This window comes from Streptomyces sp. NPDC047869, from assembly GCF_040704065.1.
Taxonomy (GTDB): domain Bacteria; phylum Actinomycetota; class Actinomycetes; order Streptomycetales; family Streptomycetaceae; genus Streptomyces.
In genome coordinates, this window is sequence record NZ_JBEYRK010000013.1 from 85,610 (window position 1) to 101,631 (window position 16,022).

Annotated in this window: 13 protein-coding genes and 1 pseudogene; 4 read left to right on the forward strand and 10 right to left on the reverse strand. The window is 71.5% G+C overall.

What is annotated here, in order from left to right; genetic code table 11:
* Positions 1 to 206 precede the first annotated feature (206 nt).
* The 9 genes from AB0924_RS18835 to AB0924_RS18875 all read right to left on the reverse strand — a co-directional run bounded on the left by AB0924_RS18835 (position 207) and on the right by AB0924_RS18875 (position 7,955).
* On the reverse strand, positions 207 to 473 hold the full coding sequence (locus tag AB0924_RS18835; RefSeq protein ID WP_366911968.1) for a hypothetical protein: 267 nt from the start codon (positions 471 to 473) through the stop codon (positions 207 to 209).
* Between the two features lie 67 nt (positions 474 to 540).
* Entirely contained in the window at positions 541 to 1,047 is a 507-nt protein-coding gene (locus AB0924_RS18840; protein ID WP_366911969.1) for a DNA primase, read from the reverse strand.
* A gap of 366 nt (positions 1,048 to 1,413) precedes the next feature.
* On the reverse strand, positions 1,414 to 1,752 hold the full coding sequence (locus tag AB0924_RS18845; RefSeq protein WP_366911970.1) for a hypothetical protein: 339 nt from the start codon (positions 1,750 to 1,752) through the stop codon (positions 1,414 to 1,416).
* A gap of 727 nt (positions 1,753 to 2,479) precedes the next feature.
* Positions 2,480 to 2,815, reverse strand: coding sequence for a hypothetical protein (locus tag AB0924_RS18850; RefSeq protein ID WP_366911971.1), 336 nt, complete (start codon positions 2,813 to 2,815; stop codon positions 2,480 to 2,482).
* A gap of 14 nt (positions 2,816 to 2,829) precedes the next feature.
* Positions 2,830 to 3,696 carry a hypothetical protein gene (locus AB0924_RS18855; protein ID WP_366911972.1) on the reverse strand — a complete coding sequence of 289 codons (867 nt, stop codon included), beginning with the start codon at positions 3,694 to 3,696 and terminating at the stop codon, positions 2,830 to 2,832.
* A gap of 591 nt (positions 3,697 to 4,287) precedes the next feature.
* On the reverse strand, positions 4,288 to 4,881 hold the full coding sequence (locus tag AB0924_RS18860) for a hypothetical protein (RefSeq protein WP_366911973.1): 594 nt from the start codon (positions 4,879 to 4,881) through the stop codon (positions 4,288 to 4,290).
* A gap of 642 nt (positions 4,882 to 5,523) precedes the next feature.
* Complete coding sequence (locus AB0924_RS18865) at positions 5,524 to 5,742, reverse strand: hypothetical protein (protein ID WP_366911974.1); 219 nt, start codon at positions 5,740 to 5,742, stop codon at positions 5,524 to 5,526.
* The gene (locus tag AB0924_RS18870) at positions 5,739 to 6,260 is read right to left on the reverse strand and encodes a hypothetical protein (RefSeq protein ID WP_366911975.1); all 522 of its coding nucleotides are present in this window, start codon (positions 6,258 to 6,260) and stop codon (positions 5,739 to 5,741) included. Before AB0924_RS18870 ends, AB0924_RS18865 begins: the two co-directional genes overlap by 4 nt.
* Before the next feature lie 78 nt (positions 6,261 to 6,338).
* On the reverse strand, positions 6,339 to 7,955 hold the full coding sequence (locus AB0924_RS18875; RefSeq protein WP_366911976.1) for a recombinase family protein: 1,617 nt from the start codon (positions 7,953 to 7,955) through the stop codon (positions 6,339 to 6,341).
* A 26-nt stretch (positions 7,956 to 7,981) separates the two neighbouring features.
* Here AB0924_RS18875 and AB0924_RS18880 point away from each other — a divergent pair.
* The 4 genes and pseudogenes from AB0924_RS18880 to AB0924_RS18895 all read left to right on the forward strand — a co-directional run.
* Positions 7,982 to 8,872, forward strand: a pseudogene (locus AB0924_RS18880) (alkaline phosphatase D family protein); the annotation flags it as partial.
* A 150-nt stretch (positions 8,873 to 9,022) separates the two neighbouring features.
* The gene (locus tag AB0924_RS18885) at positions 9,023 to 10,438 is read left to right on the forward strand and encodes an SWIM zinc finger family protein (protein WP_366911977.1); all 1,416 of its coding nucleotides are present in this window, start codon (positions 9,023 to 9,025) and stop codon (positions 10,436 to 10,438) included.
* Positions 10,435 to 13,131 carry a DUF6493 family protein gene (locus tag AB0924_RS18890; RefSeq protein ID WP_358930022.1) on the forward strand — a complete coding sequence of 899 codons (2,697 nt, stop codon included), beginning with the start codon at positions 10,435 to 10,437 and terminating at the stop codon, positions 13,129 to 13,131. Before AB0924_RS18885 ends, AB0924_RS18890 begins: the two co-directional genes overlap by 4 nt.
* A gap of 118 nt (positions 13,132 to 13,249) precedes the next feature.
* Complete coding sequence (locus AB0924_RS18895) at positions 13,250 to 14,689, forward strand: GNAT family N-acetyltransferase (RefSeq protein ID WP_358930019.1); 1,440 nt, start codon at positions 13,250 to 13,252, stop codon at positions 14,687 to 14,689.
* A 64-nt stretch (positions 14,690 to 14,753) separates the two neighbouring features.
* Here AB0924_RS18895 and AB0924_RS18900 read toward each other — a convergent pair whose 3' ends face one another.
* On the reverse strand, positions 14,754 to 15,971 hold the full coding sequence (locus AB0924_RS18900) for a PLP-dependent transferase (RefSeq protein WP_358930017.1): 1,218 nt from the start codon (positions 15,969 to 15,971) through the stop codon (positions 14,754 to 14,756).
* Positions 15,972 to 16,022 lie beyond the last annotated feature (51 nt).

Consider the following 16,022-nt stretch of genomic DNA (forward strand, 5'->3'; position numbering starts at 1 on the left):
TTCGACGGCAGCGCTAAGCCAGTGAGCGCATGCCGGGGAACAGAATTCGGATACCTCCAGAGCGCCCGATTCCGTCAGCCCCGGCAATGGGGAGAAACGGCAATCGGGGCGGAGGCACCGCATTGGTTCATGATTCATGCGGAATTCCAGACATGAGAAAACCCCCAGTGCGTCCACTGGGGGCTGATGGGTTGCTGGTCGCCTGGCTACTCAGCCGGGCGGGTGTCCTCGAAGATGCCGGGCACCTCTTCACGGGGCGAGCGGCGAGCGTCGAGGAGAGCGCTCAGCCGCATGAGTTCCGCTGCCTCGTCGGCGTTGCCGTTCTTCAGCGCGCGGTGCGCGCGCATGTCCCACACGCGGCAGTGCGGAGAGCACATCCTGAGCTGCTTGTACTGGCCGTCCGACGTCCGCCGGTGCCCGCGTGTGAAGCGGCACCCGGCGCGCTTGCAGGGGTACGTGGGGCGGGTGGTCATGGCTCCTCCAGGGCATACGAAAGGGCCCCCGGCAATGCCGGAGGCCCTGTGGTGGTCTGTGGTGTTGTTAGGCCGTCAGAGCGGCCGTGAGAGCGCCGATGTCCCCCAGCGTCGATGGGGCTCCGCGGAAGCGTCGGCCAGTGACGGCTATGAAGCGTCCGGCGCCGTATGCCTCTACGCAGTAGCCGCCCTCACGTCGGATACGGCGCCCCTGTCGGACCTCGGCGTATCCGAAGACGTGGAGCCCGCTACCGGACCGCGACACCTCCACGTACGTGGCTCCCGCCCGTCGCAGGATGTCGGCCGCCCACGGCTTCGGCGTGCCGTCGGTGTTCAGCGCGTGGTCCAGGTCCAGGCACGCAACCCCGTCCCCGTCGAGGACGAAGCCAACGCCGACGCCTGCCGTGGACGCTGCCGCCTCCCGGTAGCTCGTCCACGTCCGCGGGTCGGTGCTCGAAGCCGCCGTGCCGGCGGTCGTCAGCGGGACCTTCGTCGCGGAGTGACGGACCCACCTGTCGCGGGTCCGGAGTTCGCTAGGGATGGCGTCCGCCTTCGCGGCCCGGTGCGACGCCACGCGGCAGCGCGTCGAGCAGAAGCGGGCACGGTGTGAGTGCCTTGCCCGCAGGTGCTCGCCGCACCGCTCGCAGCGTCGAGTGTTCATGGGTTCATGATAGCGCGTGTAACGGTGGAACGTACGCTGATCAGGACGTTTGCTCCGACGAGTTGCGAGCCTACGGAGTCGAAGCCCTAGGCGCCCGCCTCCCGATTTGGGGGTCTCCAGCACTCCGGGAGGCCGGCGTTCGGGGCTCCAGTGGGCGCCTGAGGGGTCTCTCGTGGACGTTCTGCGTCGCAGATACGGGGCGCGCTCCAGCACGCTTACGGTGCGGAAGGAGGCCCCACCACGGGACACCCCCCTGGTCCTTGCAGGTCAGAGGCTTGATCAACTACGCCGTATGTGCCACGGCTCGCCCAGCTCGTCACGCCAGACGGGCCGGCTGACGGGGCCGCACAGCTCAGCCACGCGGGCGCGGAGGCGGACGTCGTCGCCCGTCTGCTCACGCGCGAAGGCGTCGCGAGCGTCGACCCAACGACGACGGCACATGATCACTGCGTCCACGTCGCTCAGGGCGTCCAGCTCCACGGGCGTGAGCCACTCCTCCACCACGGCCGGCGCCAGTAGGCGGGGCGGACATGGGTAGTCGGGCAGCTCACCCGTGCGTGTGTCGACGCCTCGTGCCTCGTCCCGCATGCGCTGTGCACGCTGCTGACGTCGGCTCATGGTCACCCCCTCACGGCGTCCGGTGGCTCACCGATGACCCAGCGCATGCGCTCCATCGAAGACGGAGTCAAACCTAGATCGTTCATCAACGCGCGCTGTTCACCGATGAGTTGTGCGCTCACACGACCTGAGCCAAGGATCGTCGACGTGGCGACGACGAGAGCAGCGACGGCCGGAAACGCTGAGTCCTCCCAGGCGTCACCCTGAGGCGACGCCCACAGCTCTCGCCAGTGGTGCTCTTCCGCCTCCGACCACGCTCGCCCTGGCGGCATGGGAGGCGGGTCGTCCTGGCACCCGTCGGGCGGGAGGTACGTCACGGGCCGCTCATCGACCCTGTGGCGGGAGCGGGGAGCGGTGGGGTTGGGCCGTGGCCCGGGTCTTCCGCGGTGTGGCACTGCGGCTCCAATCCGGGGCGCCTGTCGGTCCGCCCCTGTACTCTGGTTGGCGTCGGCGCAACTACCGGCTCTGACCACGCAGGAACCCACGTGGACGCTCCCACTACAGGGAGCCGCAACCGCATTCGTTTGCGGTGGGTTCCTGCGCTCTGCCCACCGCCTCCACTCCACAGGGGTACTCGGTGGGTTCGTTCATCCTCAGCACTCTCGCCGCAGGGTTTCTCGCAGGCTTCGGGCAGCACGCAGCTAACGCAGCGTGGCGCCGTACTCGCCGATGGTGGGGGGTGCTGCGCCGCCGATGGGCGTCACGCCGAGAGGGATAGTCCCGGCAATCAGCGCTCCATCTCGTATGTCGTGGTCTGGAACGGGTTCCGCCCGCTCGTCGGCAGGGGAAGCGCTTCGGGACGTCGGCCCTCGTCGTCAAGCCCGTGCTTGCGTCGGTACGCTTCCGCGCCGGCTGCCACGCCCTGAGGCGCGTTGACGTCAGTCCCGCGGGTGCCGCCGGAGCGGGGAGCGGGCGGGGGCGTCTGGGTCGCGAGGAGCGACAGGAACGCGTCAGCGCTAGTGCCGAGTTCTTCGGGGTTCTCGCCGCGCAGGAAGACGCACATCTCTGGCGTCAGCCCCTTGGGCTGTCCGGCGGCGAGCTGCTCGGGGGTGGGTTCGGTCATGTCCGTTCCTCAGGTCAGTAGGAGAGTTCAGGAGTGCGCTCAGCGCCCGTCGGTACGGGAGCCGGCGGCACAGGGATCGGCGTCACTCGGGGGCTGAAGTCGCGCAGGGGGCCGTGATCGTCGTAGGAGAGGGGTTCCGTCGACGCTGTGACGTTGTCGGCCAGGGCGTCCACGGACGTCGGCACGTAGCCGGCGCCACTACGTGCCAGCCACACGAGGTACTCGATGCTGTAGGCGTGCGAGCGCATGACGCCGGCGATGTGCGCGGGGATGTCGTCCATGCGGAGGCCCTGAACCTCACCGTGTCCCGCGGCCGTCCACTGACGGATACGCGCCCGCTCGTCCTCCCCCGCCACGGCACGCAGGACGCTCCACTGAGCATCACGGACGTTGCCGAAGTCCTTCAGGAGGGCCGTCAGGCGACGCCAGGCGTCCAGGACGTCCCCGCCCGCCTCGATGGCTTGCTCCGCCGTGGTGACGTCGCCCAGGGTCGCGCCAGCGCTCTTCGCGGCGTCGAGGATCTCCTTCAGCCGGCCGTCGAGGTGCGTGAGGACGTCGACGGAGAGGACGTCACGCAGGTTCTCCGCGACGTTCTTCGTCTGGTCCTCCAGCAGACGCAGGGCGAGCGCCTCCGCCTCGTAGACGAGGGCATCCGCGTGCGCCTTCGCTGCGTCCTTGGCGAAGTCCGTAGGCCACTTGCCCGTGTCGTTGAACCTGGCGATAGCGGCGTCACGGACGGCCGCCAGAGCCTCTACGGGCGTGTTCCTGCGGGGGAAGTCCCGACGCAGCTTCACGGCCGCCTCATGGCGCTCCTGCGCCTTCGCGACGTCAGGAACCGTCGCCCACGCCTTCATCAACTCGTCGTTCTGGCTTGCTCGCATGGTCATCCTTCGTTGTCGGGAAACGCCGAAGGGCCCTGCTCACGTGGAGTCAGGGCCCTTCGGAAGTGTTCGGCTCGCGTGGCGTAGCGCTCGCGCATACGCCGGCGGTGTGGTTCGGGGTTGGATGCGTACGCCTCCCGGCGCTTGCTGTTCCAACAGGTGATGCAGTGAGGTCGCGTCCCTCCGCGCCCCATGGCGTCGAAGGGGAAGAACTCCAGCGTGTGCGGAAGCCACTCGCCGCACGTCAGGCACGGCCGCGACCCACGGCTAGGCACTTCATGAGTGCTCATATCGGCGCTCCGTCCGTGGTCTTCGTTCATATCGGTCGAATCGAGGGCATAAGAAAGGGCCCTCACCCGCGGAACAGCGGAGCGGAGCAACGCAGCCCCGAAGGATGAAGGCTGGTGCTCGACACGCTCCCGGAGGACGCGGGTAAGGGCCCTTCAGCGTGACGCTGGGAGAGAGGTCAGCGTCACGCGGTCGGGAGCCTTCAACGGCTGTTTCCGGGCCGGAGGCTCCACGATGCGACGAGGAGAGGGGCCGCCTAGTCGCTGGGGTAAGCCCCTCTCCATTAGAGATACGAAGGCGTGACTAGGCCGCTTCGCCGCTCCGTTGACGCCGCTTGCGCTCGCGGGCACGATCACGGTCCCACGCCTTCCGGCAGACGTCGGAGCAGAGACGACGCCACTTCTGACGCTGTGACACGGGCCGGCGCTGTTCCCAGGGCTGCGAGCACTGCGCGCACGGACCGCGCCACACCTTCGTCAGCCCTTCGACGGTCACCACACCGCCGGCTGTCTCGTACGTCATGGGCTGCGCAGTCTCCGCCTGACGCGCTGCCTGGCGCTCCGCGTACCGTCGCGCGACCTCCGGATCGACCGTCACTGTCACCTCACCGACGTACGGAGACTCGACGTCGGCCGTGCGCCCGGGGCTGCGCCGCTCCGGACGCTCCTCCTCGTTCTCGGAACGGGCGTGCCACTCCTGCCAGAGCCGCTCACCGCGCGCGAACGGGTCTTCGTCGTCCAGCGGGTCGTGTCCTTCGAGCCCCTTCCACGGCGTCGTGTAGCCGGGCGAGACATAGGCGCCTGATGCTCCCAGCTCCTCCACGAACGCAGCCTCCTCCAGCTCCTCGTAGGAACGTCGGGCAGGGCGGCGCGCCGGGCCGCTGAAGTCGTCGCTCATCACAGTTCCCCAATCGTCGGCAGGCCGCACGGTCACGGCTTACACCTGCGTTATGGGGCGCTGAGCGCCGGATGTTAGGCGCGCCCCACACAGGGGTCATGGGGGAATGGACGCCGTTTGTTTGGATGTACTTGCGCCTGTGACGCTGTGTGACATTGAGCAGGTGAGCACGCGAGTAGCCGCGCACGGCCTGCATGAACGCCTCAAGCGGCACCAGGAGGCCCTAGAACGGCTCCGGACGAGGCGAACATCCTCCGCCCACCCGTTCGGCCGCGAGAGGGGCCGTCACGGGCTCCCTGGAGCCTCTTCCGCCCTCCACCTCGTACCGCCTCCGTCAGATGGGGGCTCGACGTCCTCCCGGACAGACTGAGTGTCGAACTAGCAAACTAACCCCCACTTCTGGATTCTCCTTAACGCGCTATAGAGCTAAGGAAAGTAGGGTCCGAAAATGTCCAGCCGCAGGTCAGAGGGCATGCAATTTGCCAACCTCACGGGAGGCGGATGCTGGGCGACGGAGCCGGCTCGATGCGGAATGCCGCAAAAAGGACGGAGGGTATTGCTCCGCTTCTCGTGACGCCGGACGCCGGACGCGCGAAGAGCCCCGCCGACAAGCGTCGGCAGGGCTCTCGATGTTACGGAGTGTTACTGATTTCTGGCTTCCTCCTCCGCCATCTTCCGGCGGAGGTAGTCGACGTTCCAGGCGACGTCTTGCGGGTCCTCGTCGAGCGCTCCGCGGATGGTCGTCCGGGCCCACATCGCGCGGTCGTAGATGCGCCGGCGGTCAAGGTCTTCACCCGGGACGGTGAGCGCGTCACAGACGGCTTCGAGGATGGCGCGGAGGTCGCTCGCTTCGGCGCTCACTTGGCAGCCTCCAGGGCGACGAGGAGGTTGGCCGACGTCGAGCGGCGCAGGCGGTCCCGGCAACCGGGGTGGAGCGGCACCCACGCGTCGCCCTCTTCGACGATCTCCAGGTCTTCCATGTCGTTCCACTCGAAGCACCACGCGCAGGCGGAGTCTCCGCGGCACTCCGCGCACCACACGTCGCCGCTCTCGTCGACGTCGGGGCGGGTGAAGTGGTGGACGAGCCCGCAGTCACACGTGACGGCCTCCTCCACCGTCAGCGGCTCGTGGACGTCGACGCCGGCCGCCAGTGCTTCACCGACGAGGACGAGGGTCGACGCGTCGAGCATCGACTCCGCGTTGCCGACGAGGTACACGGCCGCGAAGTCGGTGACGCGGTAGTCGTTGTGGAGGGCGAAGACGGCCGGGGTGCCCAGCTCGTACGCGACGTTCCATGCGACGTGGCGGAGGCGCTCGACGTCGGACGGGGAGGACGTGGGGCCGACGACGAGGACGCGGGCGGAGTTGATCTCGTACACTGGTGTCTCCTCTGTTGAGGACGAGAGCCCCGTGAATCTGTCCAGGATGCTGCGGGGCTTTCGCCGTATTTCGGTGGTTCAGGCGGACGGCTGGCTAGAGATCCACTCCAGGTTGATGCGGTCCGCGACGGGGGTTCGGTCGCCTCGATGCTTCGCCGGCACGGCGTGCAGCTTGCGAACGGTCAGGGTCAGTAGGAGTCGCTGTGTCGCTAGGTCTGCGGCACTCCACGCCTCCGCGAGTTCTTCGGGCTCCAGTAGCGGCGTCAGGTCAGCGTCATGCGACAAGTCCTCCACCTCTGTGCGCAGCGTCGCCAACTGCCCGTCGAGCGCTGCCTTCAGCGTCTTGTAACGCTGCTCCCCCTCCTCCCCGGGGAACGCTCCTGTGACGTAGTACGCCGTGTCGAGCTTGTTCCTGCGCTCGACGACACCTTCGATGGCAGCCTTCGCCTCATGGAGACGGAGCCGGCGGGAGGGGTCCTGATGCCCGTACCACTCACGCGCGATCTTCATCAGGGTGTCTACGTCGTACGGGTCGTGCGGGTCCAGCGTCGGCACCCACGTTTGCCAGCGTTCGGTGACTGCCTCGTCGGCGTCCGCGGCGTCGATGTACATGCCCTGGCAAGCCGTGGGGCCGCTCTCCGAGCGCGTCAGGCACCGGTATTGCTTGCCGCTCCGCACCATCGGCCCCTCACATCGGCCGCACCGGATGACTCCGGTGAGAAGCGACTGAGCCTGTCGGGCACCGCGTCGCTTCCCTGCCTTGCCGGCGTTCGTGAATCCGGGCGTCAACTCCCGGGTACGAGCCCTCAGGGTGGCGATGATGCGGAGCCGCTCATCGGGCGTCACCACTCCTTCGCCTACCCGGACGGGGGTACCGTCCAGGCCTAGTACCACGTCGCCTGTTGCGCGCCAGTATTCGCGTCCGGTGTCCGCGTCTTCGACGCGCTCCTTACGGTGCATGAGCCCTGCGGTGCCCGGGGTCTGTGCCCACGCTGAGACTGTCGTCGCGCGCCACAGCTTGCCCCGTCGCGTGAAGTGCTCTTCAGCGTTCATCCATGCGGCGACACTTACCGCTGACTCTCCGGCCAACAGCCTGTCGGCCATCTCTCGCGCTACCGGGTACTCCTCCGGGTGCCTGACGAGCTGAGCGGCTCGACGTCGAGAGTCCTCGGGGAAGAGGCGTTGAGACTTCAGACCGTATGGCGCGGGGCCACCGGGCCAGTGCCCTAGCGGGCGGTGCGCCTCCTTCCCGATGCGGGTACGCACGCCGATGTTGATCGCTTCGGATCTTGCTTGCTCAGCGGCAACGGCGAAGATGATGCGATGGTTCGGGTTCCGCGAGTCAAGGCCGTCCATGTGTGCGCGGAGTGCGGCGCCGATGCGCTCGAAGTCGTCGAGGACGATTCCGACGTGGCCCATTCCCCGCCGGCTCAGCCGGTCCAGCTTGTAGACCCACAGAGCGCCAGTCTCCCGGGCGAGTGCTGCCGCTATGGCAGCGTCGAACTCCTCGCGCTTGACGCCTCGTTTGGAGGCGCTGACTTCCTCCCGCCACACCTTGCGGACGGTCTTGCCCTCTGCCTCAATCGCCGCTCGAAGCACCTTCTCATGGGCGTCTAGCGTCGCCTTATCGTCCATGAGTGTGGAGCGGCGGAGGAAGATGTCCGCAAGCCCCGACGGATCAGCCGTAGTTGCCATGTGGACAACCGTAGTTGAGCAGGTTCGTGGACGACAACCTCAGGCGGTTCAACGCCCAGGTGCCGTCCATCGTGCAGTGGGACGACCACGAGGTGCGCAACAACTGGTACCCGGGCGAGGTGATCGCCTCCTCGGACACCCGGTACACGGAGAAGAGCATCGACGTGCTGGCGGCACGCGCCCGGCGGGCGTTCGGCGAGTACTTCCCGCTCTCCACGCCGCGACCGGGCGCGAAGGAGGGCCGGGTCCACCGCGTGCTCCGCCAGGGCCCGCTGCTGGACGTGTTCGTGCTGGACATGCGCACCTACCGCGACGCCAACTCGCCCGACGACCAGGCCACGGATCCGCAGGGCATCCTCGGCCGTGAGCAGCTCGAGTGGCTGAAGCGGGAGCTGGCACGGTCGCGGGCGGTGTGGAAGGTGATCGCCGCGGACATGCCGATCGGCCTCGTGGTGCCCGACACCACGGAGGGCCGGCCGAACTTCGAGGCGGTCGCGCAGGGCGACCCGGGGGCCCCGCTGGGCCGGGAGCTGCAGATCGCCGAGCTGCTGCGCTTCGTCAAGCACCGCCGGATCACCGGCACGGTGTGGCTGACGGCGGACGTCCACCACACCTCGGCACAGCACTACCAGCCGTCGCGGGCGGCGTTCACCGACTTCGAGCCGTTCTGGGAGTTCGTCTCGGGCCCGCTGAACGCCGGCGCCTTCCCGGCCAGCGCGCTGGACGCCACGTTCGGCCCGGAGCGGGTGTTCGTGAAGGCACCGACCGCGTCGAACGTCTCGCCCGCCGGCGGTTACCAGTTCTTCGGCGAGGTCGACATCGACGGCGGCAGCGGCGAACTGACGGTACGGCTGCGCGAGCAGGACGGCACGGTGCTGTTCACACGGACGCTGCAGCCGGGCCGGGTCGGTCAGTAGGGCCGCCGGGTCCCGTACCCTCGATGTCGTGCCGCGCACCGGCGTCATCCCCCGGAGCGCGGCACGCTCACGAGCTCCCGCCAACTCCCCGCCGCGGCAGCGTTTTCCCAGCTCGGGCCCATTGTCAGTGGTCGCCTCTACGGTTCTTCCATGACGCGATCACTGCAGGCCGTGGCCTACCGGCGACCCTCCGCGCTGGAGTCCGCGGCGGACGGACGCCGCCTCGGGCTGGAAACGTCCCGCGGCGCGACGCCCACGGGCGCCGAGGACCATCCGCGGTTCTTCTCGGGTTTCCTGACCGCGCCTCAGGCGGGCGCCGCCGCGCTGCTGGCGGTGGCGGACGTGGCGGCGGCGCGCTACTACCAGCCGCAGTCCCGCGCCTCGCTCGACCCCGTGGTGACCGGCAACGGCGACCGGCTGCGCTTCGAGTCCTTCTCGGGCTGCGGCGGGGTGTACGCCCGACTGGACGTCCTCACCCCCGGCCTGGACGGCGGCGAGGTGGGGCACGGCACGACGAACGTCGACGTCAACGACCCGTTGCGCGAGGCCCTGTCCCGGATCGGCTCGGACGATCCGCTGCATCTGCGCGTCGGCCCCGAGGAGTTGACGGCCACCACCCTGGACGGCCCCGTGGTGGAGAAGAAGGTCCCGCTGCCCGACCGGTGGCTGCGCGGCTTCGCCGAGGCCCAGGTGATCGCGGCCGCGTTCGAGCTGCGGGCGGAGCTCCCGGCCGGCGAGGCGGTGCGCTTCCTGCGCGGGCTGCCCGGCGCGGGCGCGGGACGGCGGGCCGCCGGCGGGCCGCGCTGGGTGGTGCCGGTGGGCCGCGGGCTCCGGCCGACGACCCGGCCGGTGCCGGGCGCGGTGTGCCTGCCGGGTCCCGAGCGGCTGGGCGCGCTGCGGCGGGTGCTGCGGCACGCGACGGCACTTCGGGTGTACGGCCCCGCGGTCGGCGGTACGGCGGGCACGGCCGGTACGGCCGCCGCCTGGGAGGTCGTCCTGCCGGGCATGCGGCTCACGCTGACCCTGTCGCCGGATGCCTCGCGCGGCTTCTCCGGCGAGGGCGGCGTCCTGGACGCGCTCGCGACCGAGGAGGCCGCGGGGGACGCCGAGCTGATCGCGGTCCTGCTGGCGTGGGAGCCCCGGATCGAGGTGGCCGACCTCGCTGCGGCCTCGGGTCTCACCGCCGACCGGGTACGCGCCGCCCTGGTCCGCCTCGGCACCTCGGGCCGCGTCGGCTACGACACGGCGGAGGCCGCCTACTTCCACCGGGAACTGCCCTACGACGCCGGGCGCGTCGAGAAGCACAACCCACGGCTGCGCTCGGCCCGGGCACTGGTCGCGGCCGGCGCGGTGACCCTGGACGGCACGGTGGCCACGGTGACCGCCGAGGACGGACACGCGCACCGGGTACGGGACGCGGCGGGGGTGCTCAGCTGCAGCTGTCCGTGGTGGGCGAAGTACAGGGGCGGGCGTGGTCCGTGCAAGCACGCGCTGGCGGTGCGGATGGTGCGGCGGGGCGCCGCGGCGGAGCCGGCGCCGGGCGGAATCGACGGGGGTCTGCGGTGAGCGCGCTGATGGAGGCCGTACGGGCCGGGCGGACGGCGGAGACGCTGCGCGTGGTGCGGGGGATGACGGACGCCGAGCGGCGTGCCTGCCTGCCCGGACTGAAGGCGCTGCGCAAGGAGCTGCGGGAGCTCTCCCCGTGGGACAGCCGCTCGCAGCGGGTCCGTCCGGCGCTGCACCTGGCCGGGGCCGCCTGCCACACCGGCGCCGCCGCTGCCGCCGCCTGGCTCGGAGCGAGCGACCTGCGCCGGCAGCACGCGCCATCCGATGCCCTGTTGCGCGCCCTGGAGACCCGGGCCGCCGGCTGGCTGGCCGATGTCGCGCACCGGCTGACGCAGCGGCCCGTGTCCGCGGACGTGCCGTACGAGCTGATGGCCGGGCTGGTGAGCCGGTCGGGATGCGAGGTGCCGGCGACGGACGCCTATGTGACCGGCTGGGTCCGGCACATCGGCGGCGGTTGGAGCGGCGGCAAGGTCCTCGACCGGCTGCGCCGCGAGCCGAATCTCGCTCCGCTGGTCGCCGGTCTCTTCACGCTCACGGATCTGGCCGAGGTCCGCTGGCTGCTGGGCGACGGACCGGACTCCTGGCCGAGCGCGCTCGCGACGCTGGCCCGGGAGGGACTGCTGGACCGCGCGCTCCTCGTCGACGCCTGTGTGGCCCGGCTGCTGCGCGGCGCCGGCGGCACCGACCACCGGATCCTCCTGCCGGTCCTGACCGGGCTGGGGCTCACCCGGGAGGAGGAGCGGGCCCGGATCGCCGACTGGACGGCGCTCGCGCGGGACGCGGCCTCCCCCGTCGCCACACATGCGCAGACGGTGCTCGGCGCACTGGCGCTGGACGGCGAGCTGACCGTGCGGCAGCTCGCCGAAGCCTCCGAGGGGCTGCTGTTCCGCGGCGAGAAGAAGCTGGTCCGGGCCCAGCTCGTGCTGCTCGGCAAGGTCCTCGCGCGTGACCCGGGCACGGCGGCGGAACTGCTGCCTGTCGTGGCACAGGCGTTCGGGCACGAGGACACCCAGGTGCAGGAACGGGCGCTCAAGCTGGTCGAACGGCACCCGGCGAAGCTGGCTGACCCGGTTCTGCGGGACGGACTCTCCGCTGCCGCGACTCAGTTGACACCGGGGTTGCGCACCCGGGCGGCGGCCCTGCTGGACGTCGCGGTGGAGTCGCGGGCGGCGTACGAGGAGGTGCTGCCGCCCGTGCCCGAGCCGGTCCGGCTCGCACCCGCGCCGGCGACGGCCGAGGAACTGGCCGAGGAGCTGGGCGCGCTGCTCGCCTCGGGCGGTGATGTCGCCACCTTCGAGCGGGCCCTCGACGGCCTGGCGCGCCACGCGTACCGGGACCCGGACGCCCTGCGCGAGGCGCTCGTGCCGGTGGTCGCCCGGCGCTGGTGGGCCGCCGCGAACCGGCCGGGCCCCGACCACCTGGCCGTCGACACCCGCTACGGCCACTGCAACACCCAGGAAGGCCTCGACCTGCTCCTCGCGGCCCTGCACGACAGGGTCCGCACGGCCGATCTCCTCGATGCCGTGAGACGCGGTCCGAGCGAACACGGGTGCGCGCACAGCGGTCTCGCCCGGGTCTTCGACGCCAGGCTGCACGCCCTGGCGTACCGGCTGCGCGCGGAGCCGCTGCCGCTGCTGCTCGCCACGCCCACCTGGAGCACGGGGCTGCTGGAGCCCGGTGACCTGGTGGACCGGCTCGCCGAGTACCGGCGTCTGGACGCGCGGGTGTGCCCGACCGACTTCGGCCAGGCCCTGCTGCGGGTGCGCAGGGACGACGGTGCGGCGGCCCGGGAGGCGGCGGTCCGGGCGAAGGCGCTGGGGACCCGGGAGGGCGCCCGGCTCGCCCGCCGGCTGGGCACCGGCACGGAGTCCTCCGGAGCGCGGCTCGCCCGCTGGTTGCGTACCGGCGCCACCGCCCCGGTGGCGGCCGGACGGCGGACCACGGGTCCGAGGATTCTGGTGGAGACGGCCGAAGTCCCCGAGTTGCAGCAGGGGTTCCCGCAGGAGTTCCACGGCCTTGGCCGCCCGGTCTCCGTCTTCACCGTCCGCCGGCACTGCCACCACTGGGACGACTCGATACGTCCGCACTGGCTCGCCGTGCTGCCGGAGCGGCGCGAACTGGTCGCGGCACGACTGCTGCCCGACCTCGCGGACACGGCGGTGGAGGACGGCCGGGGCGCGAGTGTGCTGCCACTGCTCGCCGAGGCGGGCGGCGAGGCCGGCGACGCCGTGCATCTGTGCGTGGCGTACGGGCTCGGCGCACGGCATCAGGAGGACCGGCTGGCCGCCGTGGACGCCTTGCTGGTGCTGGCCGCGCGGGGGCAGCTCGACGCGGTCCGGCTGGGCACGGACCTGGGCGAACTGGTGGCGAGCGGAGCCGTGAAGGCGCGGCGGCTGGCCGACTCGGCGCGGACGGCCGCGTCGACGGGCGCCGACGCGACGATATGGGAGACGCTCCGGCACGCCCTGCCCGTTCCGCTGGCCGGCCTCACGGCCGCGCGTCCCGAGGCGGCCGCCGTGGCGGCCCGGGGCCTCGGTGACCTGCTGGCGGTGGCGGCGGAGTGCGCCGAGCGGTCCGGGGCACGCGGGGAGGTGCCGCATCTGGCGGAGACCGCCGCGCGGGGTGGCTCCTCCCGTCTGGTCACCCAGGCACGGCGGCTGCGGGACGCCCTGGCCCTGGAATCGGCCGCCTGAGCCGGCACCGGTACTGGAAAATCCAACAAAAAGGACGGAAGCATGCTTTACCCATCGGTCACACATCGTTCGTGATCACGCAACACCGTTCCTTCACAGTGGCTGCATGACTTCAGACATGTCTCGAGTGACCCGGACGAAGCACGGCCGGCCCGTGCACCACTGGCGGCGGGACCTCGTCGAACTCGCCGCCCTGTTCACCGCGGTGGCGGTGGCGGACGGCGTGGCCAACCTGATCGGACACGGCCCCGACGGTCCCGCGCTGCTGGTGATCTCGGCGGTCGTGCTGGCCGCGACGGCAGGCTTCCACACGTGGTGGGCACGCCACCACGGGCATGCGCCGCCGGCCGGGGATACCGGTGCCCGGCCGGCCGCCGAGGTGCGGCCGGCCGGGCCCGCGCAGGATCCGGACGAGTCGGCACCGGACACGGCCCGGGCGAGCGCGCTGTGGCGGATGCGGACCACCGTGCGGGACGAGCCCGGCTCGCTGGCCGCGCTGTGCGCGGCGCTGGCCGGACAGCGGGTCGACATCCTGAGCCTGCAGACGCACCCGCTGGCCGAGGGCACCGTGGACGAGTTCCTGCTGCGGGCGCCCGAGGCGCTCACGGCGACCGAGCTCACCCGGACGGTGTCGCTGGCCGGCGGCACGTCCACCTGGATCGAGCGGGCCGACGCCCACGACCTGGTGGACGCCCCGACCCGGGTTCTGGCCCTCGCGGCGCGCACCGCGCTGGACACGGCGGAACTCCCGCTGGCACTCAGGCAGTTGCTGGGCCGGTGCACGATCCGCTCGCTGCCCGCCACGCCCTTCGGCGGGGGCCGCGGGCCGGAGCCGGTGCCCGCTGAGGGGGTCCTGGAGGACACCGTCATGCGGCTGCGGGCGCCCGAGGGTGGCGTGCTCACCGTGGAGCGGGCGTATCTGCCGTTCACCCCGGCCGAGTTCGCGCGGGCCAGGGCGCTGGTGGAGCTGGACAGGCGGCTCGGTCCGCGGATCCCGGACGGCCACGACGTGCTCACGCTGCCCGAGGGCGCAGACATCACCGTGCGCCGGGTGGACACCGGCGATCTCGCGGCGGCCAGGGACATGCACGAGCGGTGCTCGCGGCGCACCCTCGGCCTGCGCTACCACGGGCCGGCCGGGGACGCCGACCGCTATCTGAACCACCTGCTCAGCCCCCGCTTCGGCCGGACGCTGGCCGCGCAGACCGCCTCCGGGCGCATCGTCGGCCTCGGCCACCTGCTGTGGGACGGCGACGAGACCGAGGTCGCGCTGCTCGTCGAGGACACCTGGCAGCGGCGCGGCATCGGCGCCGAACTCCTCGGCCGACTGGTGGCGATGGCGGTGGAGGCGGGCTGCGAGAGCGTGTACGCCGTGACGCAGGCCTCCAACACCGGGATGGTCGCGGCGATGCGCGGCCTCGGGCTGCCCCTCGACTACCAGATCGAGGAGGGCACCCTGGTCGTCACGGCACGTCTGGACAGCGCTGTCGTCGCCGCCGCCCGGGCGTCGCACGAGGGCCGCGGGGGACGGCTCGGCGAGGCGGCCCGCCGCGACTGAGGCCGCGTCGGGAACGGCGGCCCGGGGCCCCCGTCCCGGGCCGCCGTCGTCGGTGCGGGCCCGTTCAGCCCACGGTCTCGTGGAGGGGGGCGGCGTCCCGCAGCGAGACCGGCGTGCGCGTCCGCTCCCCCAGCGCCCGGTCCAGGTCCGCCCACAGGTCGTCGACGTCCTCCAGGCCCACGGACATGCGCAGCAGCCGGTCGCCGACCCCGGCGCCGCGCCGGTCGTCGGCGTCGACGATGCGGTGGCTGATGGACGCGGGGTGCTGGATGAGGGTGTCGACGCTGCCGAGGCTGACCGCCGGGGTGATCAGACCGACCCGGGCGATCACCTCGTGCGGGTCGCCGTGCACCTCGAAGGCGACCATCGCGCCGCCCAGCTTCGGGTAGTGGACACGGGCCACCCGGGGGTCGGCGGCGAGCCGGCCCGCCAGTTCGGCGGCGCTCGCGGAGGCGGCCCGGACCCGCACGGGCAGCGTGGACAGGCCCCTGAGCAGCAGGTAGCCGGCCAGCGGATGCAGGACACCACCGGTGGCGAAACGTATCTGCCGGAGCTGCCCGGCGAACTCCTCATCGCAGGCCACCACACCGGCGAGGACGTCACCGTGGCCGCCGAGGTACTTGGTGGCGCTGTGCAGCACCAGGCGAGCGCCGTGTTCGGCGGGACGCTGCAGCACCGGCGTGGCGAAGGTGTTGTCGGCCAGCAGCGGGACCGAACCGCAGGAGTGGGCAACGGCCCGCAGGTCGACCTCGGCGAGGGTCGGGTTGGCCGGTGACTCGACCATCACCAGTCCGGTGTCGGGGCGCAGCGCGTCGGCGATCCCGGCCGGGTCGGTCCAGGTGACCTCGGTGCCGAGGAGCCCGGCGGTCAGCAGGTGGTCGCTGCACCCGTACAGCGGGCGCACGGCGACCACATGACGCAGATCCGACGCGGACCGCGCCAGGAGGACCGCGCTGAGCGCGGCCATGCCGCTGGCGAAGGCGACGGCCGACTCGGTGCCCTCCAGCCGGGCGAGGGCGGTCTCGAAACGGGCCACGGTCGGATTGCCGAGGCGGCCGTAGATCGGCGGGCCGTCGGGGTCGGCGCCGTCGGTGGCGAAGGCGTCGATGCGGGCTGCCTCGCCCCGGCTGTCGAAGGAGGGGTAGGTGGTGGACAGGTCGATCGGCGGGGCGTGCAGCCCCTGGCGGGCGAGGTCGTCGCGGCCGGCGTGCACGGCCTCGGTGGCCAGTGCTCTCGATGCGGTGCGTACGGCGTCGTAGGCACCGGTGCTCGATGTGTCCATGGGCGGAAGGTTGAACACCGGACGGGCCCCGGGGTCGAGACACCGTGCTAC

Excerpts from the sequence above, each read along its gene's own strand:
- AB0924_RS18835 (WP_366911968.1), bottom strand. The coding sequence starts at position 473 with ATGACCACCCGCCCCACGTACCCCTGCAAGCGCGCCGGGTGCCGCTTC.
- AB0924_RS18845 (WP_366911970.1), bottom strand. The coding sequence starts at position 1,752 with ATGAGCCGACGTCAGCAGCGTGCACAGCGCATGCGGGACGAGGCACGA.
- AB0924_RS18850 (WP_366911971.1), bottom strand. The coding sequence starts at position 2,815 with ATGACCGAACCCACCCCCGAGCAGCTCGCCGCCGGACAGCCCAAGGGG.
- AB0924_RS18855 (WP_366911972.1), bottom strand. The coding sequence starts at position 3,696 with ATGCGAGCAAGCCAGAACGACGAGTTGATGAAGGCGTGGGCGACGGTT.
- AB0924_RS18860 (WP_366911973.1), bottom strand. The coding sequence starts at position 4,881 with ATGAGCGACGACTTCAGCGGCCCGGCGCGCCGCCCTGCCCGACGTTCC.
- AB0924_RS18875 (WP_366911976.1), bottom strand. The coding sequence starts at position 7,955 with ATGGCAACTACGGCTGATCCGTCGGGGCTTGCGGACATCTTCCTCCGC.
- AB0924_RS18885 (WP_366911977.1), top strand. The coding sequence starts at position 9,023 with ATGACGCGATCACTGCAGGCCGTGGCCTACCGGCGACCCTCCGCGCTG.
- AB0924_RS18895 (WP_358930019.1), top strand. The coding sequence starts at position 13,250 with ATGTCTCGAGTGACCCGGACGAAGCACGGCCGGCCCGTGCACCACTGG.
- AB0924_RS18900 (WP_358930017.1), bottom strand. The coding sequence starts at position 15,971 with ATGGACACATCGAGCACCGGTGCCTACGACGCCGTACGCACCGCATCG.